The following is a 21,971-nucleotide window of genomic DNA, read 5'->3' on the forward strand; positions in this document are numbered from 1 at the left end:
GTTTTTTATTATTTAAATACAAGAGTATATTTATAATTAACATGTTTATTTAATTAAAGGAAAATTTGGTTCTGTTTACCAAAAAGTGACAAAAAATGTCACTTTTTGTGAATAACGTCATATTATAGCAAATTATTTTGATCTGCTTATATTAAGCGTGAGTATGTTTTTAAGATTTTCTAAAATAATTTATTATCATGGTTAATTAAATATTGGATTTTATTTTAATACGCTGCACTGTAATTGATCATTTTCATCAATAAATTTTATAAGATTGAATTTAAAGGATTTTCTTTAATATTTATTTAGCTTATTTGTAAATTATTTTTAAATGCTTAAATCAACATAAAATCGCGTTCATCCTAGATTGCTTTTAAAAACAGAAGGTTTTTTAATGCGACTTTGCTTCACTTAATATAATTACTTTTTTGATTTATCAAAGAGATTGATTGTTTAGTTATGATGTAATGTTTGTTTAGTTATAAAGAATATATTTAGAAATAGCGCAGATAGATAAATTAAAAATAAAAAATTTAGTGTAAACATGGATGCAATGAATGAGAAAAATATAATTTTAATTTAATATTGTTTTAAGTTTTTATAGGTTTTTAAATATATGAAAAAGAATTTATCTGTTGTAAGCATAAAGAATGATAAATAGAAGACTGTGTTTTGTTTTTTTATTTGTTGGAGTGAGTGACGTGTTTCACAATGATCAAATATAAAATGAATTTTAAGCGCTTTAAGATTGATTGATTAAGTATCCATAAAAAATAAGCATAGAGATTAAAACATTATCTTTAATCAATAATTAAGCATGCGTAATACTTGCATTATGCTGTTAAAAAAAGCGCTTTGATTGTTGTAAAACGCTTTTTGTAAGCTTTAACAATTCTATTGGGCTAACCAGAAAAATTCAGCAAAGCGGAATATTGTGGTGACCAGCATTGCTATTACAATTGTCGTGATAAGTGAGTGGTTTTTCCAAATCAGAAATAAGCCTACCAATACCCCCATGATTTTGCCTAAGTCTGCCCAATCCGCACCTTCAAAAAAAGTGCTGAGAATCGCAATAGAAAACAGTAAAGTTGTTGCGGCATCATTAAAAAGTTGCTCGCGTTGTTGAGTGATCGTAAAATATTGGCCGAGTGAAAGTCCTGCATATCGGATCAGATAAGTCCCCATCGCCAGCAGCATGATCCCGATTAAAATGATAAATTGCTGATGCATGTTATTTTCTTCCTACAAGCAAGCCAAATAATGACATAAGTATCGGAATCCCTAAGGGTAGAAATGGAAAAGTAGCGAGGCTGATGACTGCACCAGTCATTGCCGATTTTCGAGCAGATTTTCTTTTTAATGCTTTAAAGGTAAGTGCAAACAGTACGACAGGAAAAATCGTATCGATACCCAGTAATTTTGCATAAGCTAAATGACTTCCCAATATATAACCGCTTAAAACGCCTATGGGCCAAGCAAATAAAATTCCGATACCGCACAGCCAATAAGCACTCAGTTTTAGTTCATTTGAAGATTGGCTTAAACCAAATAAAACACTTTCATCATTCATAATATGTGTAGCAAAATATTTTAATTTATTTTTTTCTATAAAATGGGTAATCGCTAAACCAAAAGGCAGATGTCGTAAATTAATCAGTAATCCGACAATCGCAGCTGTAATCGGACTGCTTCCAGTAGCAATCATGCCAATGAAAGTAAACTCGGCAGCACCAGCCAAGACACAGATTGAAAGTAGTAAAGGTATCCAGATCGGCAGTTGATAATTGACTGCAAGCGTACCTAATGAAATCCCGATCAATGCGGTTGCGATGCAGAGAATCATGATTGATTTTATCAGGGGCTTGGGTAAATTTTTTATTTCTTTATACTTCATTGAGATGAGCCTTGCTTGGGGTAATAAGATCGTTCGATAAAGTGAACGATCATTTGTTATAATAGTTTTATTATTGTTGTTCGTCAAATCGAACGATCGTATTTTTTGGAAGGGTAATGTCTATACCAATTGAAATCATTGCAAATAATCTGCAAAAAGAAAGAAAAAGTGCTGCATTATCTTTGGGAGAAGTTGCTCGACGTGCAGGCATTGCGAAATCCACACTTTCGCAACTTGAATCTGGGCAGGGTAATCCGAGTCTAGAAACTTTATGGGCACTTTGCGTGGCTTTAAATATTCCATTTGCCAAACTTATGGAAGCACAAACCCAAGCTACACAAGTGATTCGTTATGGCGAGGGCGCTTCAGTTGTTTCTGAAATATCAAATTATCAGGCTGTTTTGTTGGCGACATGCCCACCCAATGCACGACGAGACGTGTATATGCTTACAACCCAACCGGGTGAGCCGCGTTGCAGTAAACCGCATCCTATTGGCAGTGTGGAGCATATTATTATCATGCAGGGCTCTGCCAAAGTCGGTTTATTAGACAGTGCTGAGTTACTTCAAGCAGGGGACTATATTTCCTATCCAGCAGATCAAGCGCATATTTTTGAAGCACTGGAGCAAGACACACGTGCAATTTTGATCTCAGAGCAGAGATAAATTATGAGCAAGATCTAAGAATAGTTGATTGTTTTGTGCTGAAGTCGATTTTCTGGCTTTGTACATGGCGTGAATCACTTTATAATGAGCGCAAATTTATGTGATGGAACTGAGATTCGTGAGTATTATTGTTGCCTTAGATGCAAAAAGCCAATATGACGCCCTAGCAATTGCTGATCAGCTTGACCCATCACTATGTCGTTTAAAAGTCGGTAAAGAATTATTTACCCATGAAGGCCCTCTGGTTGTGAAAGCACTACATGATAAGGGCTTTGAAGTATTCCTCGATTTAAAATTTCATGATATTCCGAACACAACTGCGCAGGCAGTTTGTGCTGCGGCTGATTTGGGCGTATGGATGGTCAATGTCCATGCTTCAGGTGGGCGTAGAATGATGGAAACTTGCGTAGAACGCTTAAAAGCAGGTAACTATAAAACTCAATTGATTGCGGTTACTGTACTTACTTCAATGGAACGTGAAGACTTGCGTGATATTGGTTTAGACATAGAGCCATTTGAACAAGTGAAACGTCTGGCTAAATTGACGCAACAGAGTGGTTTGGATGGCGTGGTATGCTCGGCTCAGGAAGCCAAAATGTTACGTCAGGATTTGGGTGCTGAATTTGCTTTGGTAACACCAGGGATTCGTCCAGCTGGTGCAAATGCAGATGATCAAAAGCGTATTGTAACGCCTAAGCAGGCCATGCTTGACGGTTCTACTCATTTAGTAATTGGTCGTCCAATTACTCAATCTGAACATCCAAGTAAAACCCTGCAAGATATTTTAGCGACTCTATAAAAACAAACCCTCTTTTTCAGTTGATCAAGAGGGTGATTTCTTTAATTTATATAATAAAAATTGCTGTGTATACACTGTAGTGTACCTGCGCTACTAGATCTTTTTTTCAGAAGTTTAAAAAACTTTTTATTCCAGTGATTCTATTGATCAGTATTACTATTTTGTCAGATAAAGCACGATGGATGCCACATTCAGCACTTAATTTTAAAGTGCAGCCAGAACACTTACCGCAATTGGCGCCAATACTGACAGAACAAAACCGCTGACCATTGCATGTGGAATATAATCATTGCCGCAAGCTTGTTTCACCATAGGTAAGGTGACATCCATTGCGGTTGCACCAGCAGAAGAAATTGCTGAACGTGGATAACGCCATCCAATCATATACATAAATAAAATGGCAAAAATCTCCCTAAATAAATCGTTCATTAACGCAATACTTCCCAGATGGGCATTCTTTAATTCAGTCACCACAATCCCTGTCATCGAATAGAAGCCGTAACCTTGCGATAGCATGATTAAATCTTTCATACTGATGTCTTGAATCAAGAAAAATGCCGCAACAGCACCCAATAGTGAGCCAATCACGCAGGCAATCGGTACCAGCATAATTTTCCAGTTTAACCAAGAACGATCCAGTGGCGAGTAAGCCAGATCCAAGCCGATCAGTAACATGTAAACTAAAAGTAAATTCCATGTGCTGACATGTAGTGGAACATGGAAAAGGTGGGCCAACTCTGCTAAGCCATAACCTACAGCTAGTGCAATAAATGCATAGCTGATGTTGAGTAATGAACCCATCAATAATTCAGCAGAAACTTTACCTTGTGATGGTTTGTAGCCAATCGCTGTAAATACTAGATAACAACAAAAAAATGCACCCATTGATGTGGTGAATGCAATTGTGATTGAACTGGTGAGAATCTGTGCAGGGCTGGCAATATTATGAATTGTTTGAGAAAACTCCATTGCAATCGCAATTAAAAGAATATAGGTAAAATAAGGCAGTATTTTAAAAGCTATTTTTTCAATGGATTGTGGAATTCTGCGGGCTAAAATAAACCCTAAACATAAACAAAATAAAAGTTGGAAAATAAGCCAAAGTGATTGCATGAAAAAATAGATAGGCAATGGATACCTATCTATTATAGTCGAAGCGAAGAAAAGCGGTTGAAAATTTATAGAAGAATATCAAGCAAGTTTATGCAGCTTTTGACTTTTGCTTGGCACTTTGCTCACGGCCTAATAAGCGAAAATCTGCTGGGTTTACTTTGCGGGTGTTGAGCCAAAATTTCCAGGTATAGGTTGGCCATAATGCAAAGTTTTTACCGCCATCTTGTTGGTACCAACTGACACAGCCTGATTGCCATACCGTGCCTGCAAGCTGTTGCTGTACATCTTCATTAAATTGATCTTGTACTTCAGCTTTTACCGCTACCGCTTGCGTCTGTGTTTTTGCAACCATTTGAATCAATTGCAAAATATAATTCACTTGAGATTCAATCATGAAAATTACAGAGTTATGACCCAGTACGGTATTTGGACCAAGCAATTGAAATAGATTAGGAAAGCCTTTGGTGCTGATCCCATAAAAACTTTCTGCACCGTCTTTCCATGCGGTTTTTAATTCAACGCCGTGTTCACCATAGCAATCGAATGATTTTAAATAGATGCGTGGGTCTGTAATAAAACCAGTACCATAAATTAAACAATCAATTTGACGTTCTTTGCCATCCTTAGTGATGATGCTATTTTCTGTAATTTCCTGAATTCCATCGGTGATTAATTCGACATTTTTACGATTAAATGTTGGAAAGTATTTGTTGGAAATCAGAATGCGCTTACAGCCCATAATATAATCAGGGGTCAGTTTTTTGGCGATTTCTTTGTCTTTGACTTGGAATTTTATATAAGCTTCAGCAAGTTTCTGACCATATTTCATGATTTGTGGTTTTACAATGGGGACGACACGTGATTCATTTGACCAGTACAAACGAGCACGGTGTAATTTTCTAAACCATTCAAAGCGACTAAATAGTTTTTTATCAAGTGCATTATAGGCGCGTTCATCACGAGGAATCACCCAAGCAGGGGTTCTTTGAAATACATAAAGATTTTGAACTTTTGCAGCAATTTCAGGAATATATTGAATTGCACTACCACCAGTACCAATGGATGCTACATTTTTTTGATTTAAATTATAGTCATGCTTCCAGTGTGATGAATGGAAAACTTCACCTTTGAATTTTTCAACCCCTTTAATTTTAGGAATCTGTGGTACATGCAATGGCCCTGATGCAAAAATAACAAATTGAGCATCAATTTTTTGTCCACTTTTTAGTGTTAAATGCCAATTGAAATTGTGCTCATCATAACGTGTAGACACCACTTCTTGATTAAATTGGATGTATTTCTTTAAATTGAATTGCTGAATTAAATCTTGTATATAGTCAAAAATTTCAGGCGCTTCGGCATAACGTTTTGACCAATCTGTTTTTGCTGCAAAGGAAAGCGAGTACATATGTGATTGAACATCACAAGCCGCACCTGGGTACTGGTTCTCACGCCATGTACCACCAACATTATCTGCTTTTTCTAAAATGATAAAATCATGAATATTGGCTTGCAATAGACGGATTGCCATGGCTAAACCACCAAATCCAGATCCAATAATTGCAACTTGCGTTGATTGAGTTTTTACTTCAGTCGTAGGGGCTGTACTCATTTTAGTTCGCTCTGACTTTTCCAGTTTTGCATAGAATATCGGAAATGCAGCGCTTGAAATATGATTGCACTGACACAAAAATTGATATATTCGGCAATTTGCAAAAAACCGACTTTGTAGTACAAAGTTTGGGTAGAAATCAAATGATGATCCAATGAAACGCTCGATTCTCGGTTTAATGTATTTAATTCATGGTATGCGTAATGCTGGAATCGATGTAGATTCACGACTTGCAAGTATTGGGATCAAAGCAGATGCACTTGATCCGAGCTCTATCATTCATCCCAGCTTAGAGTGGGATATACAAAAAGTGATTGGGCAGGGTGTACAGCCAGAAACAGGCTTGTTTATCGGCCAGCATTATTCTTTAGCGGGCTATGGCCCGTTGCTTATGCTCTTGGTGACATGTAGTAATGTTGGTGATGCGATTCAAAATGGTGTGCATTATCAGGGTTTAACCTATTTATATGGTGTCTTAGGGCTTGAGAAAGGCGATCATCAAGTCGCATTAACCTATAAGCCTGTAGATTTAGAAACAGAAATGGGTTTGTTGAGAGCGCAATATGAAATCTCTGGAACTTATAAATTTCTGGATGATATTTATAAAATGATGGGACTTACAGCGCCCAGCGTGAGAATCGAGTTACCCTTTCAGCAGCCTCAGGATTTAAGTGTATTAAAGCAATATCATGATTATTACGGTTCAGATTTACATTTTAATTGTGAAAAAGCCGCTTTTTGGATCAATGAAGATGTGATGCAACTGCCGATTCCATCCGCAGATCCAATTACACATCGGGTTTACGAAGCCAAGTGTATTGCTGAAATCGAGCGATTGAATGCCGAAGAACAGAAAATTGCGCCGTTGATTCAACGGGTAAATGATTATTTGGAATTACAGCAAGGGATTATTCCTTCGATGGCCGAAGTGGCTCAGGCGTTGAATGTGCCTGAAAGAACCTTACGCCATCAGTTGCAGCAATTAAATACCAGCTATAAACAAATTCGGGAACAGCTGATTAAGCACAAAGCTTTGCGCTTGATTGAATATAAGGAATACTCAATTGAGGTGATTGCGGAATTACTCGGCTACTCAGAACCCGCTGCATTTAATCATGCTTTTAAACGTTGGTTTGGGCAAAGCCCGCGTCAATATGGTAAATAAACAGGTAGTGCTGATATGAGATATAGAGTTAGAATTATCCCAAAGTTTTATTTATCAAAAATGAATATTCGATATACTTCCTTTAGCCTTTAAAAGTAACAAAATGATATGTTAGATCAGAATACAACTTCAACAGCATTTACTCCCGTATCACCCGCTGAGCGTTATGCAAAAGCATTGTCATCTGGACAGTTTTTACCAGATGATGCTCAGGCTCAAGCAGTACATGAGTTGGAGCGGGTATGGCAAGAATTGATCAATCGTTATAAAGCATCAAAAAAAGCTTTTCGTCGTTTCCGCCGTCAAACTGCACCGAGAGGTGTATATATGTGGGGCGGTGTAGGGCGTGGAAAGACATGGCTCATGGATCAATTTTACGATTCGATTCCTTTTCGCCGTAAAACCCGTATGCATTTCCATCACTTTATGCAATTTGTGCATAAAGAGTTAAACAAGCTTTCTGGACAGCGTAATCCTTTAGATATCGTTGCAGATCAAATTTATAAAGAAGCTGTGGTGATTTGTTTTGATGAGTTCTTTGTATCAAATGTAACTGATGCAATGATTCTCAGTGATTTATTCCAAAAATTATTTACCCGTGGCATTACCTTGATTGCCACATCCAATATTGCCCCAGATGGTTTATATAAAAATGGAATCCATCGTGATCGTTTTATTCCAACGATTGAAATGGTAAAAAAACATTGTGTGGTATTGAATGTTGATGCGGGTGTTGACTATCGTTTACGGGTATTAAAACAAGCGCAATTGTTTAAATCGCCACTGACAGATGACAATAAAGTCTGGATGGCAAAGCGTTTTAATGCATTAACCACATCGCAGACAGTGTCAGAAGAACCAATTACGATTAATAACCGTGTTGTTGAAACTTTAGGCCATACAGAAGATGTATTGTGGTGTGAGTTTAGAGAACTCTGTATGAAACCGCGTAGCCCATCGGACTTTATTGAAATTGCAAATATTTATAATACTGTTTTAGTGAGTAATGTTCCGCACTTAACTGATTTGTTGTCAGAAGGTACACGTCGTTTTATTTATCTGGTAGATGAGTTTTATGACCGTGGCGTAAAACTGCTACTGACATCTCAAGACTCGATTATTGAGATTTATGACGGAGAGAAGCTGGCTTTCGAAATTGAACGTACACGCTCTCGTTTACTCGAAATGCAATCAGATGAATATTTGCAGTCAGAGCATCGTTTGATTAAAGGCAATAGTGAGTTAGAAGTAGAATAATCATTCTTAGAAAGATGTAAAAAAGCGATCCTATCATTGATAAGATCGCTTTTTTATGGGTGGTACTGTCATCAGTATGCATTTTGCAAGGATTGTCTGAGCAATCTATTTAAGGAGTCTCAGCCAATATTAGATATATGCGATAAGATTAAAATGATCCCACAAAGCTATTTAAGTTGTATTCGTCTGATGACTAAAAACAATTAACCCACCTGAATTTCAGTATTTGGATGACGAACACGACTTTTATTCGGTGTAGCAATCAAATAAGCCAGTGTTAGTGGTCCTAAGCGTCCAGCAAACATTAGACAAATTAAAGCAATTTGGCTGCCAGCATGTAAATTTTCAGTGATTCCGCGTGATAAGCCGACAGTACAAGCTGCAGAAACGGCTTCAAATAATAAGTCTAAAAACTTTTTATCAGGCTCAAGGATCAGTAGAGTAAAAAAGCCAATCAGGATCAGCAGTGAAGTAATTGAAATGACCGCCATTGCCTTAAAGGTGGCCTGATGAGAAACAGAATGCCCAAAAATGGTAATTTCATCTGAACGTTTTAAGAAGGTAATGACACTTAAAATCATAATAATAAATGTGCCGACTTTAATTCCACCAGCAGTACTTAAAGAACCACCACCAATAAACATCAATACCATGGTAATTAAGGTTGATGCATTGGTCATGCTGCTGACTTCCAAGCTGTTAAAACCTGATGAACGAGGTACGGTAGCATGGAACCACGCGTTTAAAGCTTGATCACCAACAGACATTGGAGCCAGTGTTAAAGGATTGGACGCTTCTATTGCCCAAATAACAATAAAGGCAAAAAGGTTTAAGCCCGCAATCGTAGACAGAATTAACTTACTATTGGTAGAGAGTTTCTTCCAACGCTTGGCTCTTTTAATATCCATCAACACAACAAAACCAATCCCACCGATGATATACAGCATACTGATGGTAAATGTCACCATATACTGGTCAGAGAAACTCATTAAGCTATTGGGAAATAATGAAAATCCACCATTGTTAAACGCAGAAATACTATAAAACAGTGCGTAGAAAAATGCATGTTCAAGGTCGTAGTGATGTGACCAAGCCATGGTTAGAATCCCTGTACCAATCGCTTCAAAGAACAATGAGTAAAGAAAAACCCCTTTTACTGTAAAGGTTGCTTTGGCTAAACTGGTTTGACCAATGGTTTCCTGTGCCATAACTTGCTGCCGAATACCAACTTTTGAGGAAAGACTCAAAGCAGCTAAGATTGCAAACGTCATAAAACCTAAGCCGCCGCATTGGATCAGGATCATCACCACAACTTGACCAAAAGTGGTTAAGGAGTCGCCAATATTGACGACAGACAGCCCAGTAATGGTTACAGCAGACGTGGCAGTAAACAGGGCCTCTAGCCATGTCAAATTGCCTTGATTAGCAAAAGGAAGTTTAAGTAACAATGTTCCGATGATAATAAAGCTTAAAAAACCTAAAGCAAGTAAGCTCGGTGGACTGAGATTAATACTGTTGTGTTTTTTGTTGATTAGTTCTTTTTTAGATAAACGCATAGTTATAACTATAAGAAACGAATCGAAAATTGTCTTAACATTTCTACAGGACCTTCAAGAATTAAAATATCCTTTTCCTGTAAAATCGTCCCCGGTGCAATATCATACAGTACATGTGAACCGCGTTGTAATAACAAGGTTGTAATTTCGGGGGTATTTTCCATGACCGTTTGAAATTGCGCGCCTTGTAAATTTGCACCTATTTCAATTTTGACGATATAGCGATCATTATTTAATGCCATATAACGTCTCACCATTGGATAACTGAGTGATTGCGCAACACGAATCCCCATGTCTTCTTCAGGGTGAATGATTTTTGTAATGCCTAAATGAGACAAAATCATATGATGTGATTTAGATTTGGCTTTTACAAAGATTTTTTCGATACCCAAATTTTTTAAATGCAATACGCATAGAATACTGGCTTCAATATCTTCACCAATGGCAACCACCACGGCATCACAATTTTTGATATTCAGTTCATCTAACACATGTTCATCGGTAGCATCTGCAATAACTGCATGACTGATTTTATCGGCAATGTTTTCTACATTTTTCTTTAATGTATCAATACCTATTACATCGTGATTTAAGTTGGTGAGTTCTAGTGCAACTGCTTCACCAAAACTGCCTAAACCGATGACAGCGAATTGCGCCATTCTACAAAGTCCTTATCCCGACACTGATTTTGTGTTGGTATGATCATATTCAATTTTTATATATTTTATCTTTAAAGTATTGCAACGCCAATCTACAAACTGAGAATAAAAAGCGATAAATGTAAATAAAACCAGATTTATGTCATAAAAACTTAAAATTGATCCGATATCATTGCTTTGAAATTTAAAAATGCAAAGCCAAGATTGAGCTTTCGATCCAAGAATAAAAAATGGATGATAAAAAAATGGATGATAAGAAAATTTTTAAAATTCTCCAACATTGGTTCCCAGCGTTGGAGCAAAGAGATATTCCCAAAAAGAAACATCGTAAACGTTTTGTCGAGTTCCTCAATTGGATCGAAGCTGAAAAGTTTGGTGGGCGATTTCGTGGATATTTAATGAAAATTGACCGTATGCAATTTCATGAAAATGAGATTGAGCGTTGTGCGATTTTTCATGAATATGCAGTCGATAGCTTGGGAATTCAAACTCAAATTCGCGAAAGAGTGAAGCCTTTATTTGATCATTATGAAGTACACAAAGATGTTATTGGGCGCTATTATAATGTTCAAGATCAGGTTTATGATGTTGTATTCGAGGAAATATTAAAACAAGCCAGACAACATGATCATGAACTGTTGCTGATTTATGCTGAAGATTATTATTGGTTGATCGTACCAAATCATGAATATAAAATTGAAAAGTTCTGCAAGTGTTTTAACAAACAATTTCATGATGAAGATGTCAGTATAGAACATTACGCATTATTTGATTGTTCAAGATCGACTTAGTTTTTTGCGATTAATTCAACATATTGATAATAAAATAGAGGGATATCCATGTCACAGAAAATATATTCATTACTTCAACATTTAACTCCCGAGCTAAATGCACAACAAATTCCTCAAGATACTGAATTTTATAGTTTTAGTGAATGGATAAATCAACAGCATGATTTCTTGCATTATATTGAATTAAAAGAATATTATGACAATGGAATTGAAAACGATTTCTACTTTAACCAGCACAATATTGATGCTGAGCAATTGCAAAATGAAATCGAAGTCGCAATAGCTGAAGTATTTGATCAATACGATGAAGATGATGATGTTTCATTAGCTGATCAAATGGACGCAATGCAACAAACAGAAGAAATCATTTTTGATCAAATTAAACTGGTTGCAAATCAGTATCAGCTTTCTTTATTGGTTATATATCGTGAAAATCCGTATTGGATGCTTGTGCCCACACAAGATGAGCAACAATTAAATCAGATTGTGGATGCTTTTAATGACGCATTTAATGATGATGGTGATTTAAATATGGCGGTCTATTAAGTTAACTTTTTTCGAATTGTTCTGATTTTATAAAAAAATAGCCCATAAAAAATTTATAGGCTATTTCTATTTTGAAGCTATTTCTATTTTAAGAAACGTTGATAACCTAAGTTATTGGTAATTTCTTGATATGGGTAATTGATATTTTCCAACGTCTCAATCAGTCCATCTGGGTTCTGTACCGCATCTTCTGCATCCAAGCCAACCAAAACACGTCCTTCTGCTGCACCGTGATTACGATAATGGAATAAGCTAATGTTATGGGTTGGACCAAGACGCTCTAAGAATGTTAATAAAGCACCTGGGCGTTCTGGAAACTCAACACGGAACAGACGTTCATTGGCAATATCGGCATGACCACCAATCAAATAACGGATATGCAATTTTGCAACTTCATCATCCGATAAATCATCGACATCATAATGTAATTTCATTGCTTCATAGATGTCATGGCGTTCTTTTTCACCTGCCTTTAAGCTAATACCGACAAAGACTTGAGCGGCAGATGCATCACTGGCACGGTAGTTAAATTCCGTAATATTACGCCCTTGCAAAGCACGACAGAAATTCAGGAAAGAACCTTTTTCTTCTGGAATGGTTACTGCAAAAATGGCTTCTTTACGTTCACCGAGTTCGGTACGTTCAGCAATATAACGTAAACGGTCAAAGTTCATGTTGGCACCGCAAACAATCGACACCATATTTTTGCCTTCAAGACCGTGTGCCGCGACGTATTTTTTAATACCAGCGAGCGCCATAGCACCTGATGGTTCAACAATACTACGACATTCATCATAAGTGTCTTTGATTGCCGTACAGATTTCATCTGTATTGACCAGTACCACATCACGTTCAACAATTGGACCTGAGTTATCAGATTTTTGTAGTTGAATGACTTCAAATGGCTTTTCACCGATTTGAGCAACGGCTGTACCATCTGCAAATAAGCCTACAGAAGGGAGTATCACACGTTGATTGGCTTCAAATGCTGCTTTTAAACATGCAGATTCATCATATTCGACAGGAATAACTTTGACATGCGGGGCAACATCACCAAGATATGCTGCTACACCAGCAATTAAACCACCACCGCCCACAGCAACAAATACATATTCAACATCACGCCATTGACGCAATATTTCATTGGCAATTGTACCTTGGCCGGCCATAACCAGTTCATCGTCATAAGGCGGAATAAAGGTTAAACCTTCGTCATTTGCACGTTGAATGGCATATTTGTTAGCAACATCAAATGAGTCGCCGTGAAGCACAACATCACCACCCAAACGCTTTACTGCTTGAACTTTAATGTCAGGGGTGGTTTTCGGCATCACAATAATGGCGCGAATACCTAACTTTTGACCAGATAAAGCCACGCCCTGAGCATGGTTACCTGCTGAAGCAGTAATAACGCCACGTTCCAACTGAGATTTCGGTAATTGACTAATACGGTTATACGCACCGCGTAGTTTGAAGGAAAAGACAGGTTGTAAATCTTCGCGTTTAAAGCGAATGTTATTGTTTAGTTTTTCACTAATTCGTGGCGCTGCTTCGAGTGGGGTTTCGATTGCAACGTCATACACCGTTGCCTGTAATATTTGTCGAACCAAACGAGACAGCATGTTAATTTTCCATCTAACAGTTTAAAATGAGCGCTCATTGTAACAAACCGTTGTACCTTTGCGTTTTAAAATTATGCAAAATGTGCAGGAAATTGAAATTTTATTGAGAGATGTCATGAGCCTTTATGCAACCCAGGACGAGAAAAAACAAGCTGCAGCCCAAGCCGCTTTAAAACACTTACCAAGAGGGGGCATTTTGGGAGTCGGTACTGGTAGTACAGTGAACTTCTTAATTGAATTATTACCTCAGTTACAACTTGAAGCAGCCGTAGCTAGTTCAGAAGCAACAGCTCAACGTCTTAAGAAATTAGGCATTGAAGTGGTTGATATGAACCATGTTGGTGGTTTAGATGCTTATGTAGATGGTGCTGATGAAATTGATCGTCATTTACATATGATTAAAGGCGGTGGTGCTGCACTCACACGTGAAAAAATCGTGGCATCTATTGCGAAAAAGTTTGTATGTATTGTCGATGACTCGAAATGGGTCGATCAATTAGGCCGTGAATTTCCATTGCCTATCGAAGTGATTCCTATGGCACGTTCAGCAGTTGCGCGTAAAATTGTATCTTTAGGCGGTGACCCAGTTTATCGTGAAAGTGTGGTAACGGATAACGGTAATGTCATTCTAGATGTGTATAACTTAAATATTTTGAATGCATTAGAGGTCGAAAAAACCATTAACGATATTCCTGGTGTGGTGTGTAATGGTATTTTTGCGATCAATAAAGCTGATGTCGCTGTAGTCGCCACCAATGATGGTATTGAAGAGCGTACCGCAGGATAAGAAAAAATTTCCCCTAACTTCTGCTTGAGTAAAGACGAGGTTTACTACCTACCTTTTTTAAGTAAGCGTTGGGGGAGATTCTAAAAATAAGCGTATTAAGATGGCAAATCTTCCTGAAATAAAAATCACACATCATGCACGTGCAACACGCTTGCGTTTACGTGTTGAACCCACGCAGATTCGCCTAACTGTGCCCAAATATTGTACCCAACGTCAGATTCAGCATTTTTTACACGAGTCTGAACAATGGATGATTGAGACATGGCATAAACAGCAGGAAAAAATACAGCAAGTTGATCAGATATTACCGACAAGCTTGCAACTGTTTAATTTAAAACAGCCCTTAGAAATTATTTATAAAACTCAGAAAAATAGCTATATTTTAGATGAGCAAAAGCATCAGTTATTTATCAGCGAGCGTCAGCCTGAAAGCTACTTAAAAGCTTTTGTGATTGCTTATGCAAAGCATTATTTACCAATCTATTTAAAGCAAGTCAGTGATGAAACCCGTTTAAAATTTGGACAGTGTGCTGTTCGACACCCGAAAACGCGTTGGGGAAGTTGTACAGCCCGTCATGATATTATGCTCAATAGTGCCTTGGTTTTATGTGATCAACAAATTACCCGTTATGTCTGTGTACATGAATTGGCACATACCAAACATTTTGATCATAGCGCTGCTTTTTGGTCTGAAGTTGAAAAGCATGATCAACACTATCAGCAGCATCGTAAAGTTTTAAAAAGTAGCGTAATGCCTTGGTGGTGGGTCTAATAAAATAATTAAATTTCTAGATTGCATTAAAACAAAAAAATGAGGAAAAGCGTATGAGTGTAAAAAGAATCATAAGTAATATTAAAGCTTTAGATTTAGCCAGTGCCCAAGCTTTTTATGGTGATTTTTTAGCGATGGATTTGGTGATGGATCACGGCTGGATCAAAACATTTGCCAGTCAGGAAATCATGCATCCACAAATCAGTATTGCTTCGGAAGGGGGAAATAAAACAGATGTACCCGATTTTTCAATCGAGGTTGACAATGTGGATGAACTTTATGAAAAAGCCAAAAAATTAGATTTAGACATTCTCTATCCCTTAACCAATGAAGACTGGGGTGTTAGACGATTCTATGTCAAAGATCCATTTGGAAAGGTTGTAAATATTTTGCAACATATTGAATATTAAAAAATTAATGAATTAAGTAGGATTTTTAAATGCAGTGGAATAAATTGGTTCCAGAATTGATCGTCACCGATTTAGATAAAAGTTATCATTTTTGGGTGGAAATACTGGGTTTTTCTGTAATGTATCAACGGGCTGAAGAAAAATTTATCTATGTGGAACTTGATGGTGTTCAGTTTATGTTGGAGCAACAACAACAAGGGCAATGGTTAACAGGAGTATTGGCCTACCCATTGGGAAGAGGGATTAACTTTCAGTTTGAAGTAGACCAACTCGACAGTATTTTAAATCGTTTGGATGTCGCACAATGGCCGCTGTTTGAAGCGTTAGAAGAACGTTGGTACCGTGCAGAAAATATAGAGCATGGGCAAAGGCAATTTTTAGTTCAAGATCCAGATGGTTATTTATTGCGCATTGTTGAGGTGATTGGAGAAAGAGCAATAACGTTAGATTAAATAAGGCTGGCTTAAATAAGCTAAGGTTATAAGGACTTTAATTGAGGTACAGTGATGCACATCAGATCTTTTCAAAATCATGACCGAGCACCATTGAGTGAACTTTTTTTAAATACCAGAAAATTAAGTTGGTCGTGGTTAGATTCTTCAAAATGGGGACTGAGTGATTTTGAAAAATATACCGAAAATGAAATGATTTTAGTGGCTGAAAAAGACCAAGAATATTTGGGATTTGCATCTATTTTTCTGCAAGAGAACTTTTTACATCATCTATTTATTGCCCCAAATGCTCAAAATCAGGGTGTAGGAACAGCATTGCTACACGCAGCAGAACAACTGTTTACGGGTACAGGCTATCTCAAATGTTTATCAGAAAATAAAAAAGCTTTGTCTTTTTATTTAGGTCATGGCTGGGAAGCAATCAGCACTGGAGAAAGTGAAGAAGGTGGATATATTTTGATGTCAAAGGCAAAACTTATTCAGTAAAACTATTGATCCATTCTATAATTATTTCGACGACTTGATCAGGCTGTTTAATCCATGCACTATGTTGATTGCCTTGGGTTTTATGGGTTAAATCCAGCGTGTTTATTTGTGGGTTTTTAAAATAACCACTGAGGCCAAGCATTGAAGACATTGGTGCAAAATCATCGCCATTTAAATAGACAAATAAGGCAGCGTTATTCACCACGTTTTCTTGCCCAATAATATGTGCATAATTTCCTGTAAAGATAACTTTAGACCAATCACGCATTAAGGATTTTGTCTCTTTATTCCCAAAAGCAATTTTATAGCCTGCAAAATAACCATCTTTTAAAATCATGGCGTTGATCACTGTGACTGCTTTTAAAATATTGATTTTACCTTTTAAGTCCCAATTTTTTAAACCGATATTGCCTGTGGCAACACCAATGACTTTGTTTGCATAATTTTGTGCATAAAGTGTTGCTAAATGTCCACCTAAACTATGTCCAAATAAGATTGGAACTTGTTGGTTTAGTTCTAAGGCCAGCTTTTCCAGTTGAGGAATAAAGTCATTGAGTAAATCAGCATAACCATAATCAATCTTTGCTGAAACAGGCGGAGTATTACGCCCACAATGTGGATAATCAGCCACAATAACATTTAAGCCACTTTGGCTTAAAGCGGTAATGAGCACCTCGTATTTACTGATTGCTATGCCTAGCGCAGCCAGCAAAATAACACTATGGCTGTTTTCAGGGTTTGAATAAATATCGACTACAATTGGATATTGACCAAAATTAATATTCTTTTGGGTAAAAGAGGTATTTTTCATGATTTAGTCCTTAAAAATATTCATTTGAATCATGTTTGAAAGTCCGAGTTTGTGCATTAAAGCAGTCCGTGATTGAGGGTTTCCTTTTGCTTCAATTGAGATAAGTTTACGCATTTCTGAATTAAAATGTACCCGTGGATATTGGTTTAAAATTTGGTTTTTAAAACTGTTTGAAAATAAGTAGAGATCAGTCCCAATTACATCACAGGAAGTGGCTTTTTGTAGTAATAGCACTTCTTTAGAAAGACTGTGATCACTTTCATCTAAACTGCCATTCATATGTAAACAAATCGCATTTGAAATATTAACCATTTTGTCTTCGGGATAATGGTGTTTGCTACAGAGTGTTTCAGCTCTTAAGGCGCTTTCAAAGCTAAAACATTGACATGCATATTGATCCAAATGATTAACCAGTCCTAAATCATGCATCAAACATGAAATAACAAGACTCTCTTGATCAAATTGCCATTGTTTGGTGTGGGCGATAGCAACAGCCCAAAAATAGCTCCGCCAAGAATGATTGATGATCGCTTGAGAGGCTGTTTGCTCTAATTCGTCCATCGCTTCTTTGACAATTGCTGTGTCAGGAATCTGAAAATTATCCAGTGTAAATGAAGTTGAATCATGATGTGCTTTGAGAAATGTTTTGCCATAGTTTAATGTGACAGGGATTAGAACTTGTTTTATAAGCTGAGTTTTTTCTTTAAAGCTAAGTTTTCCATTACTTGTATTCATCCACGCTCGTGATCCAATCATGACCAATGCGTCCTTTTGTTAACTTTAGAGTAATTACTCTAAATTATTATGCATAGATCATTTAGCAAGACAAGACCGTTTTCTTTGAATTTGTTTGAATAGTCTTTTATGCCAAAAACGAGAATTAAAATGAAAAGGTTTGTTTCCTTATCATCAAATTTTTTCATAAATCAAACAGCGCTCAAGTGAACTTATTAATATTGGTATTGAACGTTGCTTCTCCTTTTGGACGAAAGTTAGGATGAGGTTTTTATGTTGATTTAGGTCTTAAAAAGGACTGATGAACGAAACCTATTTTTCTTAGACATTTAAGTTGATAGATTTATGACAATGTCATTGAATAGTCTGCGTGTGTATATTGATCATCATAAATTTTAAGTAAGGGTATAATGCCTTAAAAGTATTTCTTAATAAAAACAGTTAAATTACAAAATAGTCTGATTATTTTAAGCATAAGTTGGGAGTGAATAAAAAAATACACTAAACTTGGCGACTTGCCAATATTTCCTATTTCTTATCATAAAGATATCAGACGTGAATTTTGCAGATACTCATTACTTTATTTTGATTGTACCGATCTGCCTGATATTAATGGGCAGTTTACTTTTGATCTGCCATTATTTTTTTAAAGCACCTACTTATTTATTTTGGTTGGGTCTTGGATATATCGTGCCGTCTTTTGCTTTAGCTGCACAAAGTTTTATGTCTAACCAACAATTAACATTAGACTTCCTTCATAAATCATTTTTCAATCAATTTAATTGTTTATCTTTCACCCAATCTAAATTGTATATGCCAGCAAGTAAATTAAACCGCAGGTTTAATCTTTTACGACGATTTCTATATACACAAGATAAAATCTTAAAACATTTCATCCTTCCAAATACATGCTCTACTTGAATTCGTCTACGACCAATCTCTCTATTTAACTTTTTTAATTCAGAATCTAATTTTTCAGTTTTCTTTGCTTTAGATGGCATGAGGCATCCAAAACCCAATTTTTTTATCCCTAAATACCCCTTATCAACGATAAAAAAGGGCTTAAATTTTAATTTCCTCATACTTTTTTTAAATATTTTAAAATCATGCATGCTTCCATGACTTCCACATACACTCAGTATTTCACCTGTTGTATAGTGCATAGATAGCTGAAATTTAAAGGTATGTCGCTTTTTTTTACCGCTATACCATTTCTTCTGTTTTTTTTGGACGTTGAACTAATATTTCAGTTGCATCAATCACAACAACTTCCCAATCCACTTCATCTCGATTAGGAAGTTGTTTTGGCAAGTTAAATTTTCCAGAACGGATTAAGGTATCTTCAATAACACGTGTGATACGAATTGCACTCGTTTCAGATACACCGTAACTCATACCAAGATGGAAAAATGTTCGATATTCTCTCCAATATTCTATACATAAGAGCAAGCGATCTTCCAACGGTAATTTATGCGGTCGTCCTTTACCAATATGACGAGGTAAATGCTTATTTAGCTCGGCCAACATGAGGTTAAATGTAGCCCAACTAACACCGGTAAGCCTACGAAACTTAACGTCTGATAATTTTTGAATATCTTTGAATTTCATCCAAGGATTATCCCTTGAATTAAATAATTTTGCTGATTAATTTAAGATCAAATAAATTGTACGTTTTTTGATTTATGACGGAAGTCTATTCTCTGCCCCTGTTGTTGGTGGTTTATACCTATTTGGTGCATGGGCCAGTGCATATACTATGGCATTGAGAAAGAAAGCCAGTGCGCACACTTTAGTGGCTTTCATTTTGATCCTTATCACAATATGTCTGCTGGTCTATTATTCTTTTGTCGATGAACAGCTATGGATGCGAATGCTAATTTTAAACCTGAGCATTGCCACAGTTGAATCCTTAGTTTTAGTATCTATTTTTAAAGATGATAAGCAAAGTGATTGGTTAAATAAGCTGGTCGATTATTCTTACCTTTTTATTGTTTTATATACTTTTGTCCGCGTCATTATTATTTTCTTGTTTTTGAAAAATATTGAAGCCAGCATGCTTGTAAATTCAGTATGGTGGTTAATGATGCTTGCTGCCAGTATTATCCTGAGCATGTGGTTTGCGATCGTACTTTTAGGGACATTAGTACGAGACATTATTTTAAAATTAAATGATGAACGTTCTAGAGATCCATTAACACATTTACTCAATCGCCGTGGCTTTTATGATGCAGCTAAAATCAATTTAATCGATTTGCCAGAAAAACAATATTTTTTGCTGATGTGTGATGTCGATCATTTTAAGAAAATTAATGATACCCATGGGCATCTGGTCGGTGATCAGATTTTGCAAAGCGTAGGTCGTCTTGTTAGTCAGCATGTCGTTGAAAAGGGCTTAGTGGGGCGTTTTGGTGGTGAAGAGTTTATTGTTTTATTACAAGTTGAAGATCTCGATTATGCCTATAAAATTGCTGAGCGTATGCGGACTGCTATTGAAACTGAGCAATTTTTAACTCAATCCATCGTATTGACAGCCAGCTTTGGCTTAACACAAGTGAGACATCGTAATTTAGCGAGTGGTATAGAAGCTGCTGACAAACTTTTGTATGTTGCCAAACGTAGAGGGCGCAACTGTATTGCGCAAGATTCATCAATCGAACTTATGTGAATTTAACTTTGTCATAATGCTAAAATATCATAAAAACCCAGTAAAATAGTTTAGAAAGCATCAACTTCCTGTCATACTACAGCACTACAAAATGGATACTTTTAAATCGAGGTAAAAAACGTGATTTCAGTGGGTATTGTCGGTGGAACAGGTTATACAGGCGTTGAATTGTTGCGTCTTTTACTACGACATCCAAATGTTCAAGTGAATGTACTGACATCACGTACCGAAGATGGTCGCCGTGTAGATGATATGTTTCCAAGCTTACGTGGGCACACCGAGCTTAAGTATTCAGATTTAAACATTGATGAATTAAAAAAATGTGATGTTGTGTTTTTTGCGACCCCACATGGTGTGGCAATGCAGCATGCACAACAACTTTTGGCAGCAAATACCAAAGTTATCGATTTAGCCGCTGATTTTCGCTTGCAGAATTTAGCACAGTTTGAAAAATGGTATGGGATGCAGCATGCCTGCCCAGAGATACTGAAAGACTCTGTTTATGGTTTATCTGAACTTAATCGTGAACAAATTAAAAATGCCAATGTTGTCGGTAACCCGGGTTGTTACCCAACAACTGTTCAGTTGGGATTAGCGCCACTTTTTAAGCAAGCTGAAACATTGGTTAAACCAGAAAGTATTATCATTGATGCGAAATCGGGTGTATCAGGTGCAGGGCGTAAAGCTAGTCTAGGCATGATTTATTCTGAAAATGCAGATAATTTTAAAGCCTATGGCGTTGCTGGACATCGTCATCATCCTGAAATTGTAGAAGCATTAGAAAATATTTCGGGTCAAAAAAATGTATTTGATCAGATTCTTTTTGTACCGCATTTGGTTCCGATGATTCGTGGTATGTTCAGTACAATCTATGTTGATTTGACAGAGCAAGGTGCAGCAGCAGATTTACAAAGTCTTTATGAAAAATTTTATGCAAATGAAATATTTGTAGACGTAATGCCTGCAAATAGTTCACCAGAAACACGTTCTGTACGTGGTGCAAACCAACTCAGAATTGCACTGTATAAACCGCATCCGAACAAGTTAATTGTTTTGTCTGTTCAAGACAATTTAGTCAAAGGTGCGGCAGGACAGGCTGTACAAAATATGAACTTAATGTTTGGTTTTGCTGAAGATGCTGGTTTACAAGGTATCGGATTATTACCATAAAAAA

23 protein-coding genes and 2 pseudogenes are annotated in these 21,971 nt (G+C 36.6%); 14 read left to right on the forward strand and 11 right to left on the reverse strand.

The window, feature by feature from the left end; translation table 11 throughout:
• Positions 1-894 precede the first annotated feature (894 nt).
• Both MTO68_RS10790 and MTO68_RS10795 read right to left on the reverse strand, forming a co-directional pair.
• Positions 895-1,230: an AzlD domain-containing protein gene (locus MTO68_RS10790; protein WP_034610229.1), complete on the reverse strand. Its 336-nt coding sequence runs from the start codon at positions 1,228-1,230 to the stop codon at positions 895-897.
• Position 1,231: 1 nt separating this feature from the next.
• On the reverse strand, positions 1,232-1,894 hold the full coding sequence (locus MTO68_RS10795; RefSeq protein WP_244015875.1) for an AzlC family ABC transporter permease: 663 nt from the start codon (positions 1,892-1,894) through the stop codon (positions 1,232-1,234).
• 116 nt (positions 1,895-2,010) lie between these two features.
• On the opposite strand from MTO68_RS10795, the gene MTO68_RS10800 reads away from it, so the two are divergent.
• Together MTO68_RS10800 and pyrF are read left to right on the forward strand one after the other, a co-directional pair.
• Complete coding sequence (locus tag MTO68_RS10800; protein WP_004821271.1) at positions 2,011-2,559, forward strand: XRE family transcriptional regulator; 549 nt, start codon at positions 2,011-2,013, stop codon at positions 2,557-2,559.
• 103 nt (positions 2,560-2,662) lie between these two features.
• Positions 2,663-3,358: an orotidine-5'-phosphate decarboxylase gene (pyrF, locus tag MTO68_RS10805; protein ID WP_004821273.1), complete on the forward strand. Its 696-nt coding sequence runs from the start codon at positions 2,663-2,665 to the stop codon at positions 3,356-3,358.
• A 204-nt stretch (positions 3,359-3,562) separates the two neighbouring features.
• On the opposite strand, the gene MTO68_RS10810 is transcribed toward pyrF, so the two are convergent.
• Both MTO68_RS10810 and MTO68_RS10815 read right to left on the reverse strand, forming a co-directional pair.
• Positions 3,563-4,471 carry a lysine exporter LysO family protein gene (locus MTO68_RS10810; protein WP_034610237.1) on the reverse strand — a complete coding sequence of 303 codons (909 nt, stop codon included), beginning with the start codon at positions 4,469-4,471 and terminating at the stop codon, positions 3,563-3,565.
• 88 nt (positions 4,472-4,559) lie between these two features.
• A complete protein-coding gene (locus MTO68_RS10815; RefSeq protein ID WP_244015876.1) occupies positions 4,560-6,083 on the reverse strand; it encodes an NAD(P)/FAD-dependent oxidoreductase in 1,524 nt (507 codons plus the stop codon).
• A gap of 154 nt (positions 6,084-6,237) precedes the next feature.
• Here MTO68_RS10815 and MTO68_RS10820 point away from each other — a divergent pair, with 154 nt between their 5' ends.
• Both MTO68_RS10820 and zapE read left to right on the forward strand, forming a co-directional pair.
• Positions 6,238-7,248: an AraC family transcriptional regulator gene (locus MTO68_RS10820; RefSeq protein WP_244015877.1), complete on the forward strand. Its 1,011-nt coding sequence runs from the start codon at positions 6,238-6,240 to the stop codon at positions 7,246-7,248.
• Between the two features lie 108 nt (positions 7,249-7,356).
• A complete protein-coding gene (gene zapE / locus MTO68_RS10825) occupies positions 7,357-8,505 on the forward strand; it encodes a cell division protein ZapE (protein WP_004720770.1) in 1,149 nt (382 codons plus the stop codon).
• Positions 8,506-8,708: 203 nt separating this feature from the next.
• On the opposite strand, the gene MTO68_RS10830 is transcribed toward zapE, so the two are convergent.
• A complete protein-coding gene (locus MTO68_RS10830) occupies positions 8,709-10,061 on the reverse strand; it encodes a potassium transporter TrkG (RefSeq protein ID WP_004720769.1) in 1,353 nt (450 codons plus the stop codon).
• An 8-nt stretch (positions 10,062-10,069) separates the two neighbouring features.
• Entirely contained in the window at positions 10,070-10,720 is a 651-nt protein-coding gene (locus tag MTO68_RS10835; protein WP_004821282.1) for a TrkA family potassium uptake protein, read from the reverse strand.
• A 245-nt stretch (positions 10,721-10,965) separates the two neighbouring features.
• Here MTO68_RS10835 and MTO68_RS10840 point away from each other — a divergent pair, with 245 nt between their 5' ends.
• A complete protein-coding gene (locus MTO68_RS10840) occupies positions 10,966-11,511 on the forward strand; it encodes a hypothetical protein (protein ID WP_004821284.1) in 546 nt (181 codons plus the stop codon).
• A gap of 48 nt (positions 11,512-11,559) precedes the next feature.
• Entirely contained in the window at positions 11,560-12,057 is a 498-nt protein-coding gene (locus MTO68_RS10845; protein ID WP_244015878.1) for a hypothetical protein, read from the forward strand.
• A gap of 83 nt (positions 12,058-12,140) precedes the next feature.
• On the opposite strand, the gene ilvA is transcribed toward MTO68_RS10845, so the two are convergent.
• The gene (gene ilvA / locus MTO68_RS10850; RefSeq protein ID WP_004821288.1) at positions 12,141-13,679 is read right to left on the reverse strand and encodes a threonine ammonia-lyase, biosynthetic; all 1,539 of its coding nucleotides are present in this window, start codon (positions 13,677-13,679) and stop codon (positions 12,141-12,143) included.
• A gap of 115 nt (positions 13,680-13,794) precedes the next feature.
• Between ilvA and rpiA the strand changes: the two genes are divergently transcribed.
• The 5 genes from rpiA to MTO68_RS10875 all read left to right on the forward strand — a co-directional run bounded on the left by rpiA (position 13,795) and on the right by MTO68_RS10875 (position 16,586).
• Positions 13,795-14,466 (forward strand): ribose-5-phosphate isomerase RpiA, encoded by a 672-nt coding sequence (rpiA, locus tag MTO68_RS10855; protein ID WP_244015879.1) that lies wholly within the window; start codon positions 13,795-13,797, stop codon positions 14,464-14,466.
• Between the two features lie 100 nt (positions 14,467-14,566).
• Positions 14,567-15,238, forward strand: coding sequence for a YgjP-like metallopeptidase domain-containing protein (locus MTO68_RS10860; RefSeq protein ID WP_244015880.1), 672 nt, complete (start codon positions 14,567-14,569; stop codon positions 15,236-15,238).
• Positions 15,239-15,291: 53 nt separating this feature from the next.
• Positions 15,292-15,648 carry a VOC family protein gene (locus MTO68_RS10865; RefSeq protein WP_004821295.1) on the forward strand — a complete coding sequence of 119 codons (357 nt, stop codon included), beginning with the start codon at positions 15,292-15,294 and terminating at the stop codon, positions 15,646-15,648.
• Between the two features lie 29 nt (positions 15,649-15,677).
• Positions 15,678-16,100, forward strand: coding sequence for a VOC family protein (locus MTO68_RS10870; protein ID WP_244015881.1), 423 nt, complete (start codon positions 15,678-15,680; stop codon positions 16,098-16,100).
• Between the two features lie 54 nt (positions 16,101-16,154).
• On the forward strand, positions 16,155-16,586 hold the full coding sequence (locus tag MTO68_RS10875) for a GNAT family N-acetyltransferase (RefSeq protein ID WP_244015882.1): 432 nt from the start codon (positions 16,155-16,157) through the stop codon (positions 16,584-16,586).
• On the opposite strand, the gene MTO68_RS10880 is transcribed toward MTO68_RS10875, so the two are convergent.
• Positions 16,576-17,397: an alpha/beta fold hydrolase gene (locus MTO68_RS10880; RefSeq protein ID WP_244015883.1), complete on the reverse strand. Its 822-nt coding sequence runs from the start codon at positions 17,395-17,397 to the stop codon at positions 16,576-16,578. The genes MTO68_RS10875 and MTO68_RS10880 overlap by 11 nt on opposite strands.
• A 3-nt stretch (positions 17,398-17,400) precedes the next feature.
• On the reverse strand, positions 17,401-18,153 hold the full coding sequence (locus MTO68_RS10885; protein WP_244015884.1) for an HD domain-containing protein: 753 nt from the start codon (positions 18,151-18,153) through the stop codon (positions 17,401-17,403).
• Positions 18,154-18,744: 591 nt separating this feature from the next.
• On the opposite strand from MTO68_RS10885, the pseudogene MTO68_RS10890 reads away from it, so the two are divergent.
• Positions 18,745-18,879, forward strand: a pseudogene (locus MTO68_RS10890) (GGDEF domain-containing protein); the annotation flags it as partial.
• A 26-nt stretch (positions 18,880-18,905) separates the two neighbouring features.
• Here the strand turns inward: MTO68_RS10890 and MTO68_RS10895 are convergent.
• Together MTO68_RS10895 and MTO68_RS10900 are read right to left on the reverse strand one after the other, a co-directional pair.
• Positions 18,906-19,298, reverse strand: a pseudogene (locus MTO68_RS10895) (transposase family protein); the annotation flags it as partial.
• Between the two features lie 37 nt (positions 19,299-19,335).
• Positions 19,336-19,740: a transposase family protein gene (locus tag MTO68_RS10900; protein WP_008942454.1), complete on the reverse strand. Its 405-nt coding sequence runs from the start codon at positions 19,738-19,740 to the stop codon at positions 19,336-19,338.
• Positions 19,741-19,807: 67 nt separating this feature from the next.
• Here MTO68_RS10900 and MTO68_RS10905 point away from each other — a divergent pair, with 67 nt between their 5' ends.
• Both MTO68_RS10905 and argC read left to right on the forward strand, forming a co-directional pair.
• Entirely contained in the window at positions 19,808-20,797 is a 990-nt protein-coding gene (locus tag MTO68_RS10905; protein ID WP_244015885.1) for a GGDEF domain-containing protein, read from the forward strand.
• 120 nt (positions 20,798-20,917) lie between these two features.
• Complete coding sequence (argC, locus tag MTO68_RS10910) at positions 20,918-21,967, forward strand: N-acetyl-gamma-glutamyl-phosphate reductase (RefSeq protein WP_224965425.1); 1,050 nt, start codon at positions 20,918-20,920, stop codon at positions 21,965-21,967.
• The last annotated feature ends 4 nt before the right edge of the window (positions 21,968-21,971 follow it).

The organism is Acinetobacter sp. NyZ410 (assembly GCF_022828975.1).
Taxonomy (GTDB): domain Bacteria; phylum Pseudomonadota; class Gammaproteobacteria; order Pseudomonadales; family Moraxellaceae; genus Acinetobacter; species Acinetobacter guillouiae.